An 18,741-nucleotide genomic window follows, 5' to 3' on the forward strand; every position below is an offset into this window, starting at 1 on the left:
ATTGAAGTCATTATGCTCGGTAAGTAAGGTTTCTAGTTGTGCAGAAGCAAAGGCACGGCAAAGGAGAACTGTTTTGCAGTTGGGTTTGGGTAAAAATTATCTCCAATTCAGATTTGGGTAATTGGTGGTAAAAATTAAAGCTTTATTATCGAATGGCATCACTATTCAAATTGAGAGCTAATTATTTGTTTATCGGCTTACCTGTAGGGGCTTTATTGATCTTGTATGTATGCTCAGTATCTACCTTTGCCGCTGACAATCAACAACAGCCTAATGTCTTATTTGTATTGGTTGATGACCTGGGGTGGAGTGATCTGTCCTTTATGGGCAGCCGAGGATATGAAACTCCAAATATTGATAGACTAGCCTCAGAAGGTATGGTATTTACAGATTTCTATTCGGGAGGACCAGTCTGTTCTCCAACAAGAGCTTCAATTATGACAGGAAAATCAACTGCAAGAACTGGAATTACCACCTATCTTATTACTCCTGAACAGGATGACTATTTTGTCACGCACCAGCTGGAATTAGCTGAATATACGATTGCTGAATCGCTAAAAGGCCAGGGGTATGCAACCGGTTTTTTCGGTAAATGGCATTTGGGATATGAGCAAAAGCATTGGGCATCCAATCAGGGATTTGACATTGCCATGGGTGGCGTATCTTCTGTAAATGCCTGGAAAGTATTGTTTCCTGACCAGAAACCACCTTTGGATTATCTGACGCAAATCAAGTATTTTTCACCATACCATGCCACTCATATTGATGATGGACCGACGGGTGAATATATGACGGATAGATTAACCAATGAGGTGATTGATTTTATAGAGGATAAATGTGGTAAAGAGGAATCATTTTTTGCCTTCTTATCATTCCATACCGTACATACACCATTGGAGGCTAAAGCAGAAACTATCAGGAAATATGAGAAAAAGTTTGACGAAGAAGGAGTACTTGGAATTGAGGAAAAGGCCAATGGTTCACGGGTTTATCAAAATATCCCGGAATATGCAGCCATGGTAGAGCATTTGGATGAAAATGTTGGGCGTTTGTTGAAAAAATTGGATGAGCTCAACCTACGCGAAAATACGATTGTAATTTTTACTTCTGATAATGGGGGTAAAATGAATGTGACTTCAAATGCCCCATTAAGAGGTGGTAAGCACAACCTGTATGAAGGCGGGATACGCGTGCCTCTTATTTTACGGTGGCCGGACAAAATCAAGGCTGAAACCATAAATTCAACGCCACTAATAACAGATGATCTGTATCCAACCATTCTGGATCTTCTTGACCTATCTCTGATTCCGGAGCAACATCAGGATGGCCGTAGTTTCAAAGATATTTTATTAGGAAAATCAAAATCTATTAACAAAGGCCCTTTGTATTGGCACTATCCGCACGGGGTATTTCAAGCAGCAGTTAGATCAGGCGATTACAAAATGATATACACGTACAAGACAGGTAACGCTTCGTTATATAACCTGAGGAAAGACATTGGTGAAAAAGTCGATTTAAGTAAAACACATGAAAGAAAAACGAAGAAAATGAAAGCCTTATTAAGCCAATGGCTTGATGAAACGAAGGCAAGATTTCCAGATGAAGGAACAATCAAACCATGAAAAAAATCAGCTTATTTTATTTAATGGTGTTTGCCACCCAATTTCTGGCTGGCATTGAGAATATGTATGCTCAAAACACTAAATATAGCGATGTCCGTATGGTATTAAAACTTAACCCAGGGGAAAACAATCCCAGAAATAGCGAAGGTGACTTTATCAGATTGAAAGATGGCCGGATCATGTTTGTTTATACCCATTTCACCGGCCGATCGGCCAGTGATTTTGGCTCCGCCTTTTTGGCAGCCAGGTATTCAGAAGATAATGGCCATACCTGGACAAAGGAAAGCAAGGCTGTCGTTTCCAACGATGGGGGAATGAATGTCATGTCTGTTTCTTTACTCAGGCTAAAGGACGGAAATATTGCGCTGTTTTACGCCCGGAAAAACAGCCTGATGGACTGTATTCCACTCATGCGGATTTTCACCGATGAAGGAGATACCTGGTCCGATCCCGTAGCTTGTATCACCGATAGGAAAGGATATTTTGTACTGAATAATAACCGGGTCATACAACTTGAAAATGGGAGGATACTGATGCCGGTGGCCTTGCACGAGACATTGGAAGGAGAAGCATTTAATGAAAAAGGTCGGCTATTTACCTATTATTCCGACGACAACGGGAAAACCTGGCAGTCAGGAAAGGAGGTTGGGAACCCGAAAAATGCTACGTTACAGGAACCTGGGCTTGTGGTACTGAATAGTGGGAAAATTATGATGATCATTCGTACCGATGAAGGTGTACAGTTTGCAGCCTATTCTAAAAATGATGGAGAAAAGTGGACTGGTGCTAAAGCCACTGACATACCCTCTCCACTATCCCCGGCTACTATTTCGAGGATTCCCTCTACTGGGGATCTAATACTGGTTTGGAACAATAATGGGGTTAAAAATGGGGTTTATGCTGGTAAAAGGACTCCGCTAAATATCGCTATCTCCAAAGATGAAGGCAAAACCTGGCAAAACGAGCGGGTTCTGGAGGACGATGCCGATGGATGGTATTGTTATACCGCTATTCATTTTGTCCATGACAACAACGTATTGCTTGGATACTGTGCTGGCAATCGAAGCCAGGGAACGGGTTTAGCCGTCACAAAAATTACCTTGTTGGACCTGGCCTGGATTTATGGAGATAAATAGGTTTTTTGCTCGACTGATTGGTCCCGAAGTCGGTCCGGCATCCAAATAATTATGTACTAATGTATCGTATCGGAGTCCTGTTTTTTTTAAAATTCACACTGCTTTTCGCAACCGGGGGTTGTTTTGCTGCCCATTCCCGAATGCCTGTACAGACCGAAAATGGGTCAAAGCGGGAAAAAACATATACCGTGGTGGCTTTCGGCAATTCCATTACGGCTACCAGAAGCACCGTTCAACGGGTGTTTGCACAGCGGTTGCCAGAACTATTGGCGGTGCGGGGAATAACGGCAGAAGTCATCAATGCCGGTATACCGGGTAGCCATACGGGTAGCATCAGGGATCACTCCCTGTTCAAAATTAGGCATGCGAAGGACAGATTTGAGTCCGATGTGCTGGCCCATCATCCCGATTTGGTAACCATTGGGTTTGGAACCAACGATGCCTATATTGATGGATCCGATCCGAATGGCCCCTCCCGAATTCCATTATCGGATTATGAAAAAAACCTTACATTCATGATTAAGACGCTTCAGGAATGTCGGGTGAAAGTTGTTTTGATAGCACCCAACATGTTGGGAGGAAAATTTCCTGGCTATCAAAATGAGCGGTTGATGCAGTATGTGGCGACCGTTCGAAGATTATCCAGAGAGTACCAAACCGGATTGGTTGATAACGTCGAATTATTTATGAAATACCATAAAGACACGGGTTATCCTTTGGAAGCGTTGCTATTGGATGGTATTCATCCCAATGACCTGGGACATCAATTGATGGCCGAAAAAATGGTGGAGGAGGTGCAACGCCTACTGATATTAATTTAAACTGAAAATATGTCGGAGTTATTTCCTATCTACACGTTACGTGGTCCAAAGGATGGTCCCAAGGGGCTGATTATCGCCGGAGTCCACGGAGACGAATACGAGCCCATACTGGCGGTGATGCAACTCATCCGAACGCTGGGGGCACGCTTGCTTTGTGGAAGCCTTACATTGGTGCCCATTGCAAACAAAAGCGCCTATCTGGCAGGCGCCCGTGTCGGTGAAGATGGCCTGGACCTGGCGCGGACCTGCCCCGGAGACAAAGCCGGTAGCATCACCGAACAAGTAGCCTACCAAATCAGCAAACGGATTCAAGCGTCGGATTTTATGATTGATATGCATACCGGGGGCAACCTTTTCGATATTCTCCCCTTATCCGGTTACATGATCCATTCCAATTCGAAGGTGTTGGAAACGCAGCGTTCGATGGCAGCGGCATTTAACTTGCCCGTTATTTGGGGGACCAGTCCGGATTTGCAAGGTAGAACCTTGTCTATAGCCCGAGACGCGGAGATTCCTGCCATATATACAGAATTCAGAGGCGGAGGATTTCGTCCGGAAGGAATCGGACGCCTGGTAGCCGGCTGCGAACATGTGCTGTCGTACTTTGAAATGCTGAGCGAAGGAGAAAGGTCAGCCAAGATTTCCCTTGAAATCGAAGACAAAGAGCCTGGAAGCGGGCAGCTGCAACGGATGTATCCGGCTCCTGGAGCAGGTGTATTTGTACCTCAGGTTGGATTGGGCGCAGAGGTTCGAAGATACGATCCGATCGGAGAAATCTGGGATTACAGTGGAAAGGTTACCAATCAAGTGTTGGCAGAAAAGGACGGCACGGTATTTTTGTTGCGCGCGATTCCCCGAGTCGAAAAAGGGGAAGCGCTGGCCGGGATATTACCCAATTCAAAATTGACTAGCAATGGAAGGGATTGACAAACATGAGGGTCGGGTGGTCATCGTCACCGGTGCATCCAGAGGAATCGGAAAAGCGATCGCCAGGCAATTTATTGAAAATGGCGATCGTGTGGCGATGGTAGCGGATGATGTGGAGGAGCTACGCAGCAGTGTGGACGGAATCCGTTGGCGAGCAAACGTCCTGGTATTGCCTGGAGATTTGGCTGACCAGGTCTTTCTACAGGAGCTTGTGACTGAAACCCTATCCAAATGGGGAAGGGTAGACATTTTAATAAACAATGCGGCTTGGCGCACGCTGGAAACCTTGCGGACCATTTCCCTGGATACCTGGGAAAAAACCATTCGAATTTGCCTGACTGCTCCTGTTTTTTTGAGCAAACTGGTGTCCGCTAACATGGAAAGCAGGGAATCCACAGGCGTAATCGTGAACATCAGCAGCATCATGGCGGAAAGGGCCGGTGGCACCAGTCCCGCCTACGTGGCTTCCAAGGGGGCCTTGCTGAGCATGACCTATGAAATGGCCGCTTTGTACGGACCCTCGGGAATTCGGGTGGTTGCCGTTTGTCCGGGGAACGTTCATACAGCCTTGAGTACGGATTTCATGGATCGAGCGGGCAATAATATCAGTCAACGACTTGTTCAGGATATGGAAAACCAGACGCCCTTGAAACGAAGCGCAACGCCGCAAGAAATCGCAAACGGCGTGTTTTGGCTTTGCTCGTCCGAGGCCTCGTTTGTCACCGGTACTTCCATTCAGATGGATGGAGGATTTAGTCACAATTTCAGTAGTTACACCAATAAAAAATCACAATTTCCCAACGAGTTTTGAGAGGAATCTGGAAATACCAAAAATGGATGGATTTGCCCCAGGAGCTGCTTCCATTTACCCTGGGAGAAGGGTCCACCCCGCTGATTCGGTCAAAAACCATCGGCCCGGATCAGGGACAGGGGCACTTGTATTTTAAACTGGAGACAGCCAATCCTTCCGGCTCGTACAAAGACCGGTTTGCTGCCTTTGCCGTCGCTGACATGCTGCGAACAAAAAGCGAACGTTGCCTGGCTACCTCCAGTGGAAATACCGGGGCAGCGCTTGCCGCCTATGCCGCTGCTGCGGGGCTCCCTTGTCACATCGTCCTGGTAGAAGGAGCTCCGGAAGGTAAGTTGGCGCAGATGCAAGCCCATGGAGCCCGTTTGGTAACCGTTAAGGGTTTTGGGATCAACAAGGAGATTAGCGAAAGCATATTTGGTAAACTAGCAATGCTGGCCTCCGATTACCAGACGCAGATTCAGGTAAGTGCCTATACCTACAGTCCGGTAGGCATGCAGGGGGTGCAAACCATTGGATTTGAACTGGCAGAAGACTTGCCGGAGGCGGATCATGTGTTTGTACCTGCAGGTGGAGGAGGTCTTGCCCTGGCTATTTGCAGGGGATATCAACTATGGAAGCATAGGCAACCTGAATTTAAGCTCCCAAAAATCCATTGTGTACAGCCGGAGGGCAACAATACCATTGCCGGAAATTTACGGGCAGGTTTGGAACATGCCCAGGCCGTGGAAAATGCCTTTACCCGGGTAAGTGGACTGCAAGTGGCCAGCGTCATCGACGGAAACGAAACCTTGCAGGCCTGCCGGCTCTCCGGAGGAAATGGATACCTGGTGTCTGACGAGGATGTCTTTGACGCGCAGCGAATACTGGCACAGTGTGAGGGCGTTTTTGCGGAACCAGCCGGTGCTGTTGCGCTGGCAGGATGGAGAAAATCCTTAAAACTCGGAGAAATGTCTGCAGATGAAAAGTCCGTTTGTATTATTACTGGGAACGGCTTTAAAGATCCGCCTTCTGTAGCAGCAATGACCGCAGCGAATCCTCTCCATTTTCTGGATAATGTAGGCGAATTAGAAAACTATTTTAAAAGTAACGAATCGAATCAGTAACAAATCACCATGGATGAACGACTAAAAGGGGTGTGGCCGGCGTTATTGACCCCCATGAATGAAGCAGGTAGACCGGATATCGCTGAGCTAGAAAAATGGCTGGATGTACTCATCTCGCAAGGCATGGATGGACTCTATTTGCTGGGATCCACCGGACAAGGATTCCTATTAGGGGAGGCGGAAAGAAAGAAGGTTACGGAGGTGGCTGCTTCGGTGAACGGAGGCCAGGTGCCCCTGATCATACAGGTTGGTTCCATGACTACCGGCGAATCGGTTCGCCTGGCGCAGCATGCGGCTGGCTGCAACGTAGATGGGATTTCGTCCGTCGCACCGGTATATTACGGATCCTCCGATGGGAGTTCCGCCATGGCTTTGAAGCACTACGAATCGATTGCAAGTGCTACCGATCTGCCATTTTTTCCGTACCAATTGGGAACAAGCGGTTTTTCTGATGGATTGGTTGGATTTGTCAATAAATTGCTTCAACTCCCCAACATGGCAGGCATGAAGCTAACAACCAACAATCTGCTGGAAATAAGTACCATTTCTTACAGTTCCCGGGGAAAGCTGACGCTTTTCAGTGGAGCGGATGAGCTCATGTGCCATGCGGCCCTTTGCGGGACATCCGGGGCGATTGGTTCTTTTTACAATGTATTTGGACCCGAGTGCCAGTTTGTTCGTAACTCCTTTATGGAAGGAAATGTGGCCCTGGCAACCGATTTTATGTTGATTTTTCAGGAAATGATCGCGGAGGTCTTGCCGAATGTCTGGACGTTTTTTCGTCAGGCCATCCGGCTCCGGTATGAGGTGGACATCGGCCCGGCGATCCCGCCGGTTGGCAATACCAACCGTCCCTGGAAAGAAGAAAAAGTGGTCGCCCTGCTGGAGCGGATCATCAATGCAGCAAAAGTCAACGAACCCAACGAATCAAAATGAAAGAAGTAAGCTATTCCCTGAAAGAAATCGAAGAAAACCTCTACGTCGCAGTTATTTCGGATGCACTGGACGCATTGGGGTACCCCAATCAGTCGCCCGAGGGGGAATTTTCCATTCAGGTTGGAAAAACCCGGTTGGCAGGTAGGTGTAAAACCACGCTATGGTCGGACATGTACCACACGGACCCAAACCCCTACGAATTGGAGTTAAAGGCCGTAGACGATTGCATGCCAGGTGACGTTTTCATTGCAGCAGCAGCAGGTTCCAGCCGATCGGGCATCTGGGGAGAACTGCTTTCCACGGCGGCAAAAAACCGGGGATGTGTTGGAGCTCTGGTGGACGGTTGCATTCGGGACATAGCAAAAATCCGAGACATGGGTTTCACCGTTTTTGCAAAAGGGAAACGGGTGTATGACAGCCAAAACCGGCAACGTGTAGTGGCCATCGATGTTCCTGTCGAAATCGGCGGTGTACGTTTTTGCTCGGGAGATTTGGTAGTATGTGACGAAGACGGGGTGGTGGTGGTGCCTCAGAAAGTGGAGGGGCTGGTGCTGACCAATGCCATGCAAAAGGTGCATGCCGAAAATACCAGTAGAAAAGCGATAAAAAATGGGATGAAGGCCACGGAGGTCTATAAAAAATATGGCATTCTTTGACGGGCGTACCCATTTGCACGAAAAAAAGGATTATTTTGGATAGGTTATGAAAAAAGAAGTTATTTCAGGGGAAGGAGTACCCCAAAGCACATTGCCGTTCTCACCGGCACTAAAAGTCAATCAGCTGGTATTTGTTTCAGGCCAGGCCTCTGTGGACGAACAGGGAAAAATCGTTTCAGACGATTTTGAGGGAGAAGTACGACGATCGTTTGAAAATGCCCGAAAAATTCTTGCAGCGGCGGGTCTTGACTTTAGCCACGTGGTGCAGGTGAGGAACTATGTGGCCAGACAGGAAGATCTGGCAACTTTCAACCAACTTTACACCGACTATTTTCAACCGCCCTACCCCGCTCGAACAACCTTGATCGGCTGTCTGGGCAACTTGTTGAAGTTTGAAGTAGATTTGATTGCCTATGCAGAATAAGCGTCCAATGCGGGTCGGTCTTTTGGGTATTTACCACGAGTCCAATACCTTTCTGGAAAAGCAGACGACCAGGGAGGATTTCGAAAACGGACACCTGCTCTATGGGGCTGCGCTCTTAGAAGAGTACCGGGATGCCTACCACGAAATCGGGGGTATGGTGGAGGTAATGGATAGCGAGCCGGATTTTGAAATCGTGCCACTTTTTTATGCGGAGGCTACCCCTGGAGGTAGTTTGTCAGAAGATGTCACCGATTTTCTACTGGCGGAAGTAAGAAATCTACTGACCGGATCGCTCCCGCTGGATGGTTTATTGGTGGTGCCGCATGGGGCGGCTGTGAGTGCGGTATACACCGATTTTGACGGATATTGGCTAGGCATGGCGCGGGAAATCCTTGGCCCCAAGCTACCCATAATAGGGACCATTGATCCGCACTGCAACCTTAGCTACGAGATGGTGGCAGCAGTAAACGCCCTCGTGGCCTATAAAACCAACCCGCACGTGGATCAGCGAGCGGTGGGAAGGGAAGCGGCGAGTTTACTGGTAGGGGCATTAAAAGGCCAAATATCTCCAACAATGCACGCCATTCAGTGCCGGTTTGCCATAAGCATAGAAATGCAGCATACGGCATCCAGTCCCTGTAAGGAACTGTACCAGGTGGCCAAAGAGATAGCCAAACAGTCAGCCATCCTTTCTACCAGTATTGTCTTGGGCTTTCCTTATGCAGATGTGCCGGAAATGGGCACCAGTTTTATCGTCATCGCTGATAGGGTAGACCATGCTGCGAGAGCCGGCTTGCATAAGCTGAACGAGTATGCCCTGGAAAACCACCAGAAGTTTTCGGGAACCAAAATGGACCTGGATGACCTGCCAGCGGCCATGCGGCAGGCACAAAAACCCCTGCTGCTTTTGGATATGGGTGATAATGTGGGTGGAGGCGGCCCCGGAGACAGTACATTCTTGCTGGAATTATTGGAGGAATCCCCGGATACGAACGGATTTATGTGTATATGCGACCCGGAAGCGGTCGCGACGATTCGGGATAGCCCGGGTTCCGGGTTCATTTCGCTCACCATCGGCGGCAAGACGGACCGACTTCACGGGAAACCGCAGAAAATGGCCGTCAAATTATTGGGCATGGTGGATGGGAAGTTCAGCGAAAAAGAACCCAGGCATGGCGGACAGGTGCATTTCACGATGGGGGAAACGGCTATTGTCAAAACTCGGGGGGGAAATACCCTGATGCTGACATCCTTGCGAACAGTTCCGTTTAGTTTACAACAGTTGGTGCATTTTGGAATAGACCCGGCACAGTTTGAGATTTTAGTAGCAAAGGGGGTACAGGCTCCCCTGGCCGCATACCAGGCAGTTTGTAAAAGCGTCATTCGTGTCAATACGCCTGGGGTCACCTGCGCAGACATGCGTCAATTTGTGTATCGAAACCGGAGACATCCCCTGTTTCCCCTGGATGTGCTTTCGTTTCCCAAGGGACGCGGAGCAGGTTTGCCAGAGCCGGCCCAGGTGAAACCTGAATTGCTCCACAATTGGGAATATTATACAGAGGGGCCGGTGGTCGGTAGCGAAGGAAGCGTGTATTTTACCGATCTGCTCGGAAAGCATATTTTAAAGTACGAAAAGGGTTCGGTTTCACATTGGGCCGACGGGAACCGTCCCAATGGTCAGGCCATCCTTCCCGGAGGGGACCATTTGGTCTGTGATAGCGGTTCCGGGCACGTGGTGCGCTACGCGGCAGACGGAAAACGTATCGGTGCGGTTTCCCCGGAAAGGATCGATGGGGAAAGGGTACATTGTCCGAACGACATTTCGCTGGATTCCGGCAAAGGTTTTTATTTTTCGGATTCGGTACGCGAAGTGGGCAGGGTGTATTTCGTCGGATGGGACGGTTCGGCTCACTGTGTTGCAAAAAATCTGGATTATCCAAATGGGCTCTTTTTTCTGCGAGAATCGCAGGTATTGTGGGTTGCAGAAAGCTATAAAAATCGCATTTTGAAATTTGACCTGAAACTCCCTGCGGATCATCCAGATTATCGGCAGGTTTTTGCATCCCTACCCTACCATCCTACCAATCGGCTGACCGGAAATCTCCCGGATGGATTGGCTATGGATGCCAAGGAGCGCCTCTGGGTTGCGCATTATGGCATGCAGGCCGTTCAGGTCCTTTCACGAGAAGGGAAATTGCTGGCAACCTACGATTCAGGTATCCCTTTGACCAGTAATCTTTGTTTTGTGGATGACGAGGTTTGGATCACAGGTGGGTTTTCCGAACCTGGACCGGGAAGCCTGACAAAATTAAATGTAGGCATTGAAGGATACCCGATTAGTTGAATGAAAAAGCAGGAAAGTAGGATATCCGTCGGAATCATTGGGGCTGGAAATTTCAGTACGCGGCACATCGAAGCCATTCGGCGGGTTCCACAGCTCCGGCTGGCAGCTATCTGTAGGCGGGATGCCCCGTCGCTGGTTCAACTGATGAAAATGTACCAAGTGGAAGGAACTACCGACTACCGCCAACTTCTGGAAAATCCCGGAATAGATGCCCTGTTGATTGCTACCCCCCATCACCTCCATGCCGAAATAGCTGTTGCTGCAGCCCATGCGGGCAAACATATTCTCCTCGAGAAACCGATGGCAACCCGTTGGACGGACTGTCTCGCCATCTACGATGCTTGCAAAAAAAATAGGGTAACATTGATGCTCGCCCAGGTAGGGCAGTTTACGCCGGCATTTTTGGCGGCAAAGCGTTTTTTGCACTCGGGTGAGCTGGGAACCATTCGTGCCGCCCATGCCGTATCGGCCTCTCTTTGGAAGCACGCCGACCGGAAGGAATGGCACCTGCGAAAGGAGTCCGGCGGGGGCTACCTTTTTACCGTGGCGGTTCACCAGTTGGATGTGCTCTGTGCGTTGCTCCCCTCGGAAATTCGGCGTGTACATGCCTTGCTAGGGAATGGCTTCCATCTGGATGAAGTGGATGATAGCGGTATTCTTTCGATGAAATGCAACAACGGCCTTCAAGCCTCGCTCCATTTTTCCGGATTCAGGAATGGAGTGAACCAGGTTGAGGTCCTACTTTACGGCGATAATGGCACATTGAAGATTGGTTTCTCCGAGGGTGCTTTTTACGGAAAAGATCAAAAATGGAAATTATTACCGGGGTCTTATACAGTGAATTGGATGGAGGAGGCGTTGGAAGCCGAGTGGAACGCCTTTGCCAATGCCGTAGTGAAGAACGAGGTTCCGCAGGTATCGGGCGAGCATGGTTTGTATTTGATGCAAGTTCTGTTTGCGGCCAAGGCTTCTGCGGCGAGTGGGAAGGAAATTATCGTACCCTCAGTTGAAACTATCACAACAAATCACGCATCATGAATACGAAACCATCACCTTGGATCTTTAGCCTGTTAGTGTTGATTTTTTCGGTAAGCTCCTTGCTGGCGGGTGAAATCAATTGGCGGAATTTTCCCCCCGTTCCAGACAAGGAAGGTTTTGCCGGAATGTTTGCCGGAGTAAGCGATGACCGCCTCATTGTGGCTGGAGGAGCGAACTTTCCTGGCAAAAGGCCCTGGGAAGGCGGGCAAAAGGTTTGGTACGACCACATTTATTTTTTAGACGCGGTGGATGGCGTCTGGCAAAAGTCCGGGCAAAAACTGCCACAGCCCCTCGCTTATGGTGTTTCGGTAACCTATGCGGATAAAGTTTGGATCATTGGCGGCAATGACGCAAGCGGACATGTAAGTCAGGTACTAACCTTGTCGTATCAGGCTGGGGAAATTCGGATCGATACCGATTACCCACGCCTGCCGGTGCCCCTTGCCAATATGGCTGGAGCGGTAGTAGACGGGGTGCTGTACATTCAAGGTGGTCAGGAAAGCCCCGAAGGCCTGGCCAGAGAGGTGTTTTATATGCTGGACCTTCGGGATGGACGCTCCGAGATGGAGTGGCTGGCAGGCCCATCATTTCCCGGAGTTAGCCGTATTCAGGCTGTGGCCGCCGCTCAGGAAGGAAAGTTTTACTTGTTCAGTGGCTTTCACCTGACAACGAATGAAGCCGGTGGTAATAGCAGGGAATTGCTGCGTGATGCGTATCGATACCTTCCTGGAGCCCGGTTGGTTGATGGGAAATGGGAGCGGCTGAAAGACCTACCGCGAGGCGTCGCGGCAGCACCTTCTCCGGCTTTTAGCCTGGGTAATTCCCATATTCTGATTTCCGGAGGGCTGGACGAAAAAACGCTCACGCACTCGGATCCAGCCACACATCCTGGGTTTTTGGACGAAATGCTGGCTTACAATAGCCGGGCAGAAGAATGGGTACAAATGGGTGCCATGCCGGGAGGGACGTCCCGAGTGACGGCACCCACGGCGTATTGGAAGGGATACTGGATCGTACCTAACGGAGAAAAAGGTCCGGGTGTCCGATCACCGGCAGTCCTGGGGTTACAAACCCAAAACCAATTCGGATGGGCCAATTGGACTTCTCTAGGCGTTTATCTTTGTTGCATGTTGGGAATCGGATTTTACTTTTCCAAAAGAGATAAGTCCACGGCCCAGTTTTTTCTTGCCGGAGGTCGGATTCCCTGGTGGGCAGCCGGATTAAGTATTTACGGCACCCAGTTAAGCGCGATCACCTTTATGGCCATTCCCGTGATCGTGTACGCCACCGATTGGCGGTTGGCTTTGGGTTCCTTTATGATTTTTGCCATTGTACCGATCATCATACGGTTTTACCTGCCCTTTTTCCGTAGACTGCGTATCACGACCGCCTATCAATACCTCGAATTGCGCTTCAACGTAAAGGTTCGTTTGCTGGGTAGTTTGACCTTTATTTTGTTGCAACTGGCCAGAATGGGGGTAGTGGTATTTCTTCCTGCCATTGCCATTTCCTCAGTGACCGGGATGAATATTTACTTGTGCATTGCCATCATGGGCGTGTTTAGCACTGCCTATACGGTGCTGGGAGGAATGGAGGCGGTCATCTGGACGGATGTGGTGCAGGTGGTCGTGCTTTTGGGAGGAGCCTTGTTTTCCCTGTTTTTGGCCATTGGGCAAATCGACGGGGGGCTGGCACAGGTGATACAGGTGGGCGTAGCGCACGAGAAATTTACCCTGGTTGAGTGGTCCTGGGACTATACTCAATTGGTTTTTTGGGTTGCGGTGATCGGCTTTTTCTTCTTAAACCTGATTTCCTATACCTCAGACCAGGTGGTCATACAGCGGTACCTTACCGTGAAAAGCGAAGCGGAGGCGGCCAAAAGCCTCTGGACCAACGGTATCCTAACATTGCCGGGAATTTTGCTGTTTTTTGGGTTGGGTACGGTACTGTATGTCTACTACCTCAGTAATCCACAGAAAATCGGGAGTACGAATCCCGAAGAATTGCTGCCCTATTTCATCGTTGCAGAGCTTCCGGTGGGTATAGCGGGACTGGTGATCGCCGGGATATTTGCAGCGAGTATGTCTTCTCTTGATAGCAGTATGAATAGCATTGCCACCGCATACATCACCGATATCCATTCCTATTTTAATCCCCAAACGGATGATCGTAAATCCCTACGTTTGGCAAAAATTATAACCGTTCTTATGGGTCTATTCGGGACCCTCGCGGCTATGTGGATCGCCTCATCAGACGTTGGATTTATTTTTGATTTATTCCAAAAGCTGCTTGGAATGATCGGGGGAAGCCTCGCCGGGGTCTTTATGTTGGCCATCTTTACCCAACGTGCCAATGCTACCGGGGCTATCATCGGCACACTTTGCGGGGCGGGAATCACATTTATGATTAGCCGATTTAGCGATATCAACGGCTACCTTTATGGAGCGATCGGAGTTATCAGTTGTTTCGCGATCGGCTATGTTGCCAGCCTTTTTTTTCCGAAAGGAAGGAGCCAGCCGCAGGGCTATACCTACCGGTCGCTAGTAAAAAAATAAGGCCTATTCTAGTTCGCTCGCAGGCGGATGCTTCGTTACTTCTTTATGTTTAAGGTGTACGTCTCGTTGGGGGAAGGGGATTTCAATGTTTTCCCGGGCGAAGGCCAGGTATATTTCCCGCAGTACCTTGTTTTTTACCTGCAGCCATTGATCAAAATTGGCTACCCAGAATAAAATCCGGAATTCAACGGCGCTGTCCCCAAAATTGTGAACCAGAATATTGGGCACTGGAAAGGAAAGGATACCATCCTGAGCGATAATTTTTTCGATGATTGCATGCACCTTTTCCAGGTCGGAGCCATAGGCCACACCCACCAGTAATTCCACCCTACGGCTTTTGTCAGATAAGGTCCAGTTTACGAGGTGTTGAGACAAAAGATCGCCGTTTGGAATGATCACTTCCGATCCATCGTAAGCTTGCAAGGTACTCGAGCGGATACCGACGTCCTTCACAATTCCCGAGCGGCCTCCTACTTCGATCACATCGCCGATTTGTATGGGGCGTTCGAACGCAAGAATGATTCCCGAAACCAGGTTATTGACGATCGTTTGCAAGCCAAAACCAATGCCGACACTGAGCGCACCCAAGACGATGGCTAACTTGTCCAGGGACAATCCCGACGCAGTGACAGCCAGGAAGAAGCCCAGTGTAAGGATGGCAAGCCGAATTAGCAGGATGGAAGACCCCAGCCGTTTGTTTCGCTGCTGCAGGTTTTGGCTATCGCGTATAGAGGCAAAATAGGCAATGTTTTTCGCTAACACGGACGAAATCCATATCAATAGAAAAAAAACGAGGATGCTTCCATAGGTGAAGCTCGTGTTTCCGATTGTACGGGTCTCCTGAAGGAATGCAAGCACCAGATCCGCCAGCGCCTGGTTTACGGAAAAATTGACCAGCAGCAAATACAACCACATCAGCAGGGCCAGGAAAGAGAAAATCTTTTTCAACCGGCTGTAAATAGCCTGGTAGTTCAGGTAATTCGCATAGTCCTTTTGATTCTCCTTGCTCAGTTCGGATTGCAGGTAAATGGCCTCCATGAGCACCAGAACAAACACATACAGGGAAATGCCCTGCATGGTGCTCAGGGTAGAGGCAATACCTAGCAGTTTTCCCAGGCTAAACCTCCCGATAATCTGACACCCAACAGCCAGAAGTTGCATGCCTATGAAAAAATAAACCAGGTAGGGTAAATTCACAGGAAATAGCTCTTGTTTTTCTTTGATTAGCTTTAATAATCGGTACCCAATACCGATTCCCAAAATGGAAAAACCCATGAGGTACCATTTTTCCTGCTGGGCTAGTTGGGTGATTAAATTACTGGCCCCAAATACAAAGAAAGACACCACCATCAGGTACCAAAGAAGCATGGATTGCCGGTCTAAGACGATTCGAATCAGGAAAGTCGTCACCAGTATACTCCCAAATAGAAAGCTAAGAATCAACAAGTAGGGAGGAAAGGAAAACAGGTAAGGGCCAATTGCAAGCAGAATCAGGGCCGCTCCCAGAAAGGGAGAATACCTCAGGTATTTGCTTCTGTCCAAAATAAGGTTGGAAAAATCTTTGGTTCGGTAAATCTTGCCGATCATGTTTCGGATGCCAAAATAAACCATAATGAAAATGACCACAACAAGCATTAGCCAACCGTATTTTGTTTCCAGGTAGTGCCGGAGGATAACCCGGTTGAGTATCAGGGTTTCCTCGATTACCTGCGAAAAAGGTTTTTCTGATGTGATCGCGTGGCTTTGCCAAAGGTAGGGGCTATCTCTTTTCAAGAGGTCTCGCCTAAAACTTGTTTGCCGTGACCGAACCGATTCCAGCAATTCATTGAGTTGGATTTTTATGCCGGAAAGTTGCGTTTGAATACGGAGTCCAGCCATGCGTTTGGTGGCATACATACTGTCTACGGAGCTAAATCTTTGTTGCAGGATTTCTTTTTGCTCGAAGTATGCCTGCAGGCCATCGGTAACAACCAGGGATTTTTCTTGATCCAAAAATTCCTGAATACGATTCAATTTTTTTCCCAGCTCGATGAAGTCAATTGCCTTTGCATCGATTTGTTGCTGCCATTTGTTGACCTGCTGGTTGTAGCCGATGATCAGGTTTTCCAGTTCGTTGAGAAAACGTAAATTGACGGTGCTTTGCTCCGCCAAGGATTGCTCCCGAATACGTTGCAGTACCAATTCAATCACAGGAATTTGGTTTTGCATGAATGCTGTATCCGGGGCTTTCATCAAACCGGCCTTAATTTCTTGTACCGTGTTGAGAAATTGTTGGTTTTGTTGGATCCGTTGCTCGATGCTTATAGGCTTACGAACCGAGGAGTCCGCCAAAGTGACAGTATCGGAAGCTGCTTTCGGCAGGAGATAGAAGAGTTGGCTGCTGTTCTGCGCATTTGTCGTAGGCATAAACGCCATAAAAAGTAGCCAGACGGTTCCGATGAAGAGATAGGGTATGCCTTTTTTTGCACCTGTGGTGCTTGAGGGGAAGTTGGGTCTCATTTTAAGAATTACATGGAAAACCAAACGGATTCAGATAATCGTCAAATAAATTTACTAGAAATTTGTCAGATCAGTCGATTTAATTTGAGAAGTTTTTTGTTTACTAAAAGAAGCACACCGATACATACCCCATTGGTAACTGCTTTTTTGCCAGTGAGGTACAAAATCGGGGCGATTCGATGTTAATTGCTGTTAAAAACAGTTGTTTCTTGTGATGTGGCACTGTTTTGGAAGCAACTTATTCTGCATATTGTCGTGTATAATTGAGTAATCTAAAAGAAAGGTATACAATGAATAGAAAACAGTTTTTCCTGGGAATGGTCCTGGCCTCGCTAATCGGGGGTATGGTAGCCATACTGGGTGTGAGTTTGTTGCAAAACAATCAAGATTCATCCACCAATTTCACAGAGAAGCAAAATACGAGTCTTGTGAACTGGCTGGCAGACGATCGGTTTGTCGTTCCAGAGGGGATTAATTTTGTAGCCTCGGCAGAGCAAGTGACCCCGGCTGTGGTTCACGTAAGGAGTACGGTTACCATGGGGAGTCGTGAAAGCGGAGTGGATCCCCTGGAAGAATTCTTCGGTTTCCGTTCACCAAGAGGGGAAGCGCCGCCGAGAGAGGGCAGGAGTTCCGGCTCGGGAGCCATTATTTCCAGAGACGGGTACATTGTCACCAATAATCACGTTATCGAAAATGCATCCAAAGTGGACGTAACCTTAGAAGATAACCGGCGATTTACGGCAAAGGTGATAGGAACGGACCCAACCACCGATTTGGCTTTATTGAAGATTGAGGCAAACAACCTCCCGTTCATTCCATTTGGAGATTCGGACCAGGCAAAAATTGGGCAGTGGGTACTGGCGGTAGGAAATCCCTACGAGCTCAACTCTACCGTAACTGCCGGAATAATAAGCGCCAAGTCCAGAAACATCGGGATCCTCCGGGATGAAAGTGGTCTTCAGGTAGAGTCTTTTATTCAAACCGACGCTGCGGTGAATCCCGGTAATTCCGGTGGACCCTTGGTAAACCTGAATGGGGAAATAATTGGTATCAATACGGCCATCGCATCCAGAACAGGTGGATTCAGCGGGTATTCCTTTGCAGTCCCCAGTTCGATAGCCAAAAAAGTGATGGATGATCTGCTGGAGTTTGGTGCTGTCCAAAGAGGCTTGTTAGGGGTCATCATCATGGATGTGAATGCCGATCTGGAGGAATTCATCGGAGAAGACGTAGGTGTGAACCGCGGCGTGTACATACGAGAGGTAAATGAAGGCAGTGGGGGAGAAGAAGCAGGCCTGCAAAAAGGTGATATCATTATCGGAGTGGATGGGTACGATACGTTCACCACCTCCGCTCTCCAGGAAAGGGTCGCAAGAAAACGACCGGGAGATCAGGTAGAAGTGAAGTTTTTACGAGATGGCAAGGAAATGACCACCAAGGCCACGTTGAAAAATATATCCGGTGATACCAAAGTAGTGATTAAAGAGCTACCGAAAACAACCGAGTTTGAAGGAGTGGTCTTTGAAGACCTGAGTGCCGGTATTAAAGAGCGACTTGAACTCGAAGGTGGCGCCTCTATCTCTGTCATTGATAACGAAACCTGGAGAGAAGCTGGCGTGAAGGAAGGGTTTATCATCACCAAAATTGGCCGGGTAAAAATCCTGAAAGGAGAAGATGTGATCAATGCGCTCAAAAACTACAAAGGCGAAGAAGTGACCGTTTTGGGTGTTTATCCCAATGGACAACGATCCTATTACGATTTGGACTTGTAATTTTTGTATCGAAAAACGCAAGAAAGGTTACTCTCTAGGTAGAGTAGCCTTTTTTTTTTGGTTTACAGAAACTGGATAAACTTGTAACAAAAGAACC

At 48.3% G+C, this 18,741-nt stretch carries 14 protein-coding genes; 13 read left to right on the forward strand and 1 reads right to left on the reverse strand.

The genetic code is table 11. The features are described from left to right. Nucleotides 1-152: 152 nt before the first annotated feature. Genes GCU44_RS01000 through GCU44_RS01055 form a run of 12 tightly spaced genes read left to right on the forward strand, consistent with a single transcriptional unit; the run spans nucleotide 153 to nucleotide 14,373 of the window. Complete coding sequence (locus tag GCU44_RS01000) at nucleotides 153-1,622, forward strand: sulfatase (protein WP_154852567.1); 1,470 nt, start codon at nucleotides 153-155, stop codon at nucleotides 1,620-1,622. Next, nucleotides 1,619-2,758, forward strand: coding sequence for a sialidase family protein (locus tag GCU44_RS01005; RefSeq protein ID WP_241684796.1), 1,140 nt, complete (start codon nucleotides 1,619-1,621; stop codon nucleotides 2,756-2,758). The genes GCU44_RS01000 and GCU44_RS01005 overlap by 4 nt, the downstream gene beginning before the upstream one ends. 59 nt (nucleotides 2,759-2,817) lie before the next feature. Continuing rightward, entirely contained in the window at nucleotides 2,818-3,579 is a 762-nt protein-coding gene (locus GCU44_RS01010) for an SGNH/GDSL hydrolase family protein (protein WP_154852570.1), read from the forward strand. 9 nt (nucleotides 3,580-3,588) lie between these two features. Then, complete coding sequence (locus GCU44_RS01015) at nucleotides 3,589-4,506, forward strand: succinylglutamate desuccinylase/aspartoacylase family protein (protein ID WP_154852573.1); 918 nt, start codon at nucleotides 3,589-3,591, stop codon at nucleotides 4,504-4,506. Beyond that, nucleotides 4,493-5,317 (forward strand): SDR family NAD(P)-dependent oxidoreductase, encoded by an 825-nt coding sequence (locus GCU44_RS01020; protein WP_154852576.1) that lies wholly within the window; start codon nucleotides 4,493-4,495, stop codon nucleotides 5,315-5,317. The genes GCU44_RS01015 and GCU44_RS01020 overlap by 14 nt, the downstream gene beginning before the upstream one ends. Then, entirely contained in the window at nucleotides 5,314-6,420 is a 1,107-nt protein-coding gene (locus tag GCU44_RS01025) for a pyridoxal-phosphate dependent enzyme (RefSeq protein WP_154852578.1), read from the forward strand. The genes GCU44_RS01020 and GCU44_RS01025 overlap by 4 nt, the downstream gene beginning before the upstream one ends. 9 nt (nucleotides 6,421-6,429) lie before the next feature. Continuing rightward, nucleotides 6,430-7,356 carry a dihydrodipicolinate synthase family protein gene (locus tag GCU44_RS01030; RefSeq protein ID WP_154852581.1) on the forward strand — a complete coding sequence of 309 codons (927 nt, stop codon included), beginning with the start codon at nucleotides 6,430-6,432 and terminating at the stop codon, nucleotides 7,354-7,356. Further along, nucleotides 7,353-8,012 (forward strand): RraA family protein, encoded by a 660-nt coding sequence (locus tag GCU44_RS01035; protein ID WP_154852584.1) that lies wholly within the window; start codon nucleotides 7,353-7,355, stop codon nucleotides 8,010-8,012. The genes GCU44_RS01030 and GCU44_RS01035 overlap by 4 nt, the downstream gene beginning before the upstream one ends. A 46-nt stretch (nucleotides 8,013-8,058) precedes the next feature. Then, complete coding sequence (locus GCU44_RS01040) at nucleotides 8,059-8,436, forward strand: RidA family protein (protein ID WP_154852587.1); 378 nt, start codon at nucleotides 8,059-8,061, stop codon at nucleotides 8,434-8,436. Continuing rightward, a complete protein-coding gene (locus GCU44_RS22980) occupies nucleotides 8,426-10,780 on the forward strand; it encodes a M81 family metallopeptidase (protein WP_161993874.1) in 2,355 nt (784 codons plus the stop codon). Before GCU44_RS01040 ends, GCU44_RS22980 begins: the two co-directional genes overlap by 11 nt. Next, nucleotides 10,781-11,818 carry a Gfo/Idh/MocA family protein gene (locus tag GCU44_RS01050; protein ID WP_154852590.1) on the forward strand — a complete coding sequence of 346 codons (1,038 nt, stop codon included), beginning with the start codon at nucleotides 10,781-10,783 and terminating at the stop codon, nucleotides 11,816-11,818. It abuts the gene before it with no gap. Further along, nucleotides 11,815-14,373 (forward strand): sodium:solute symporter family transporter, encoded by a 2,559-nt coding sequence (locus tag GCU44_RS01055; RefSeq protein WP_154852593.1) that lies wholly within the window; start codon nucleotides 11,815-11,817, stop codon nucleotides 14,371-14,373. Before GCU44_RS01050 ends, GCU44_RS01055 begins: the two co-directional genes overlap by 4 nt. 3 nt (nucleotides 14,374-14,376) lie before the next feature. Here the strand turns inward: GCU44_RS01055 and GCU44_RS01060 are convergent, their stop codons facing one another. Next, nucleotides 14,377-16,872 carry a mechanosensitive ion channel family protein gene (locus tag GCU44_RS01060; RefSeq protein ID WP_154852596.1) on the reverse strand — a complete coding sequence of 832 codons (2,496 nt, stop codon included), beginning with the start codon at nucleotides 16,870-16,872 and terminating at the stop codon, nucleotides 14,377-14,379. A 290-nt stretch (nucleotides 16,873-17,162) separates the two neighbouring features. Here GCU44_RS01060 and GCU44_RS01065 point away from each other — a divergent pair, with 290 nt between their 5' ends. Further along, nucleotides 17,163-18,644 (forward strand): Do family serine endopeptidase, encoded by a 1,482-nt coding sequence (locus tag GCU44_RS01065; RefSeq protein WP_154852599.1) that lies wholly within the window; start codon nucleotides 17,163-17,165, stop codon nucleotides 18,642-18,644. The last annotated feature ends 97 nt before the right edge of the window (nucleotides 18,645-18,741 follow it).

The organism is Cyclobacterium xiamenense (assembly GCF_009467825.1).
GTDB lineage: Bacteria > Bacteroidota > Bacteroidia > Cytophagales > Cyclobacteriaceae > Cyclobacterium > Cyclobacterium xiamenense.

Bases quoted from the DNA above. Each gene is read 5' to 3' on its own strand.
- GCU44_RS01010 (WP_154852570.1), top strand. From the start codon at position 2,818: ATGTATCGTATCGGAGTCCTGTTTTTTTTAAAATTCACACTGCTTTTC.
- GCU44_RS01000 (WP_154852567.1), top strand. From the start codon at position 153: ATGGCATCACTATTCAAATTGAGAGCTAATTATTTGTTTATCGGCTTA.
- GCU44_RS01055 (WP_154852593.1), top strand. From the start codon at position 11,815: ATGAATACGAAACCATCACCTTGGATCTTTAGCCTGTTAGTGTTGATT.
- GCU44_RS01020 (WP_154852576.1), top strand. From the start codon at position 4,493: ATGGAAGGGATTGACAAACATGAGGGTCGGGTGGTCATCGTCACCGGT.
- GCU44_RS01050 (WP_154852590.1), top strand. From the start codon at position 10,781: ATGAAAAAGCAGGAAAGTAGGATATCCGTCGGAATCATTGGGGCTGGA.
- GCU44_RS01040 (WP_154852587.1), top strand. From the start codon at position 8,059: ATGAAAAAAGAAGTTATTTCAGGGGAAGGAGTACCCCAAAGCACATTG.
- GCU44_RS22980 (WP_161993874.1), top strand. From the start codon at position 8,426: ATGCAGAATAAGCGTCCAATGCGGGTCGGTCTTTTGGGTATTTACCAC.
- GCU44_RS01005 (WP_241684796.1), top strand. From the start codon at position 1,619: ATGAAAAAAATCAGCTTATTTTATTTAATGGTGTTTGCCACCCAATTT.
- GCU44_RS01065 (WP_154852599.1), top strand. From the start codon at position 17,163: ATGAATAGAAAACAGTTTTTCCTGGGAATGGTCCTGGCCTCGCTAATC.
- GCU44_RS01060 (WP_154852596.1), bottom strand. From the start codon at position 16,872: ATGAGACCCAACTTCCCCTCAAGCACCACAGGTGCAAAAAAAGGCATA.
- GCU44_RS01015 (WP_154852573.1), top strand. From the start codon at position 3,589: ATGTCGGAGTTATTTCCTATCTACACGTTACGTGGTCCAAAGGATGGT.
- GCU44_RS01035 (WP_154852584.1), top strand. From the start codon at position 7,353: ATGAAAGAAGTAAGCTATTCCCTGAAAGAAATCGAAGAAAACCTCTAC.
- GCU44_RS01030 (WP_154852581.1), top strand. From the start codon at position 6,430: ATGGATGAACGACTAAAAGGGGTGTGGCCGGCGTTATTGACCCCCATG.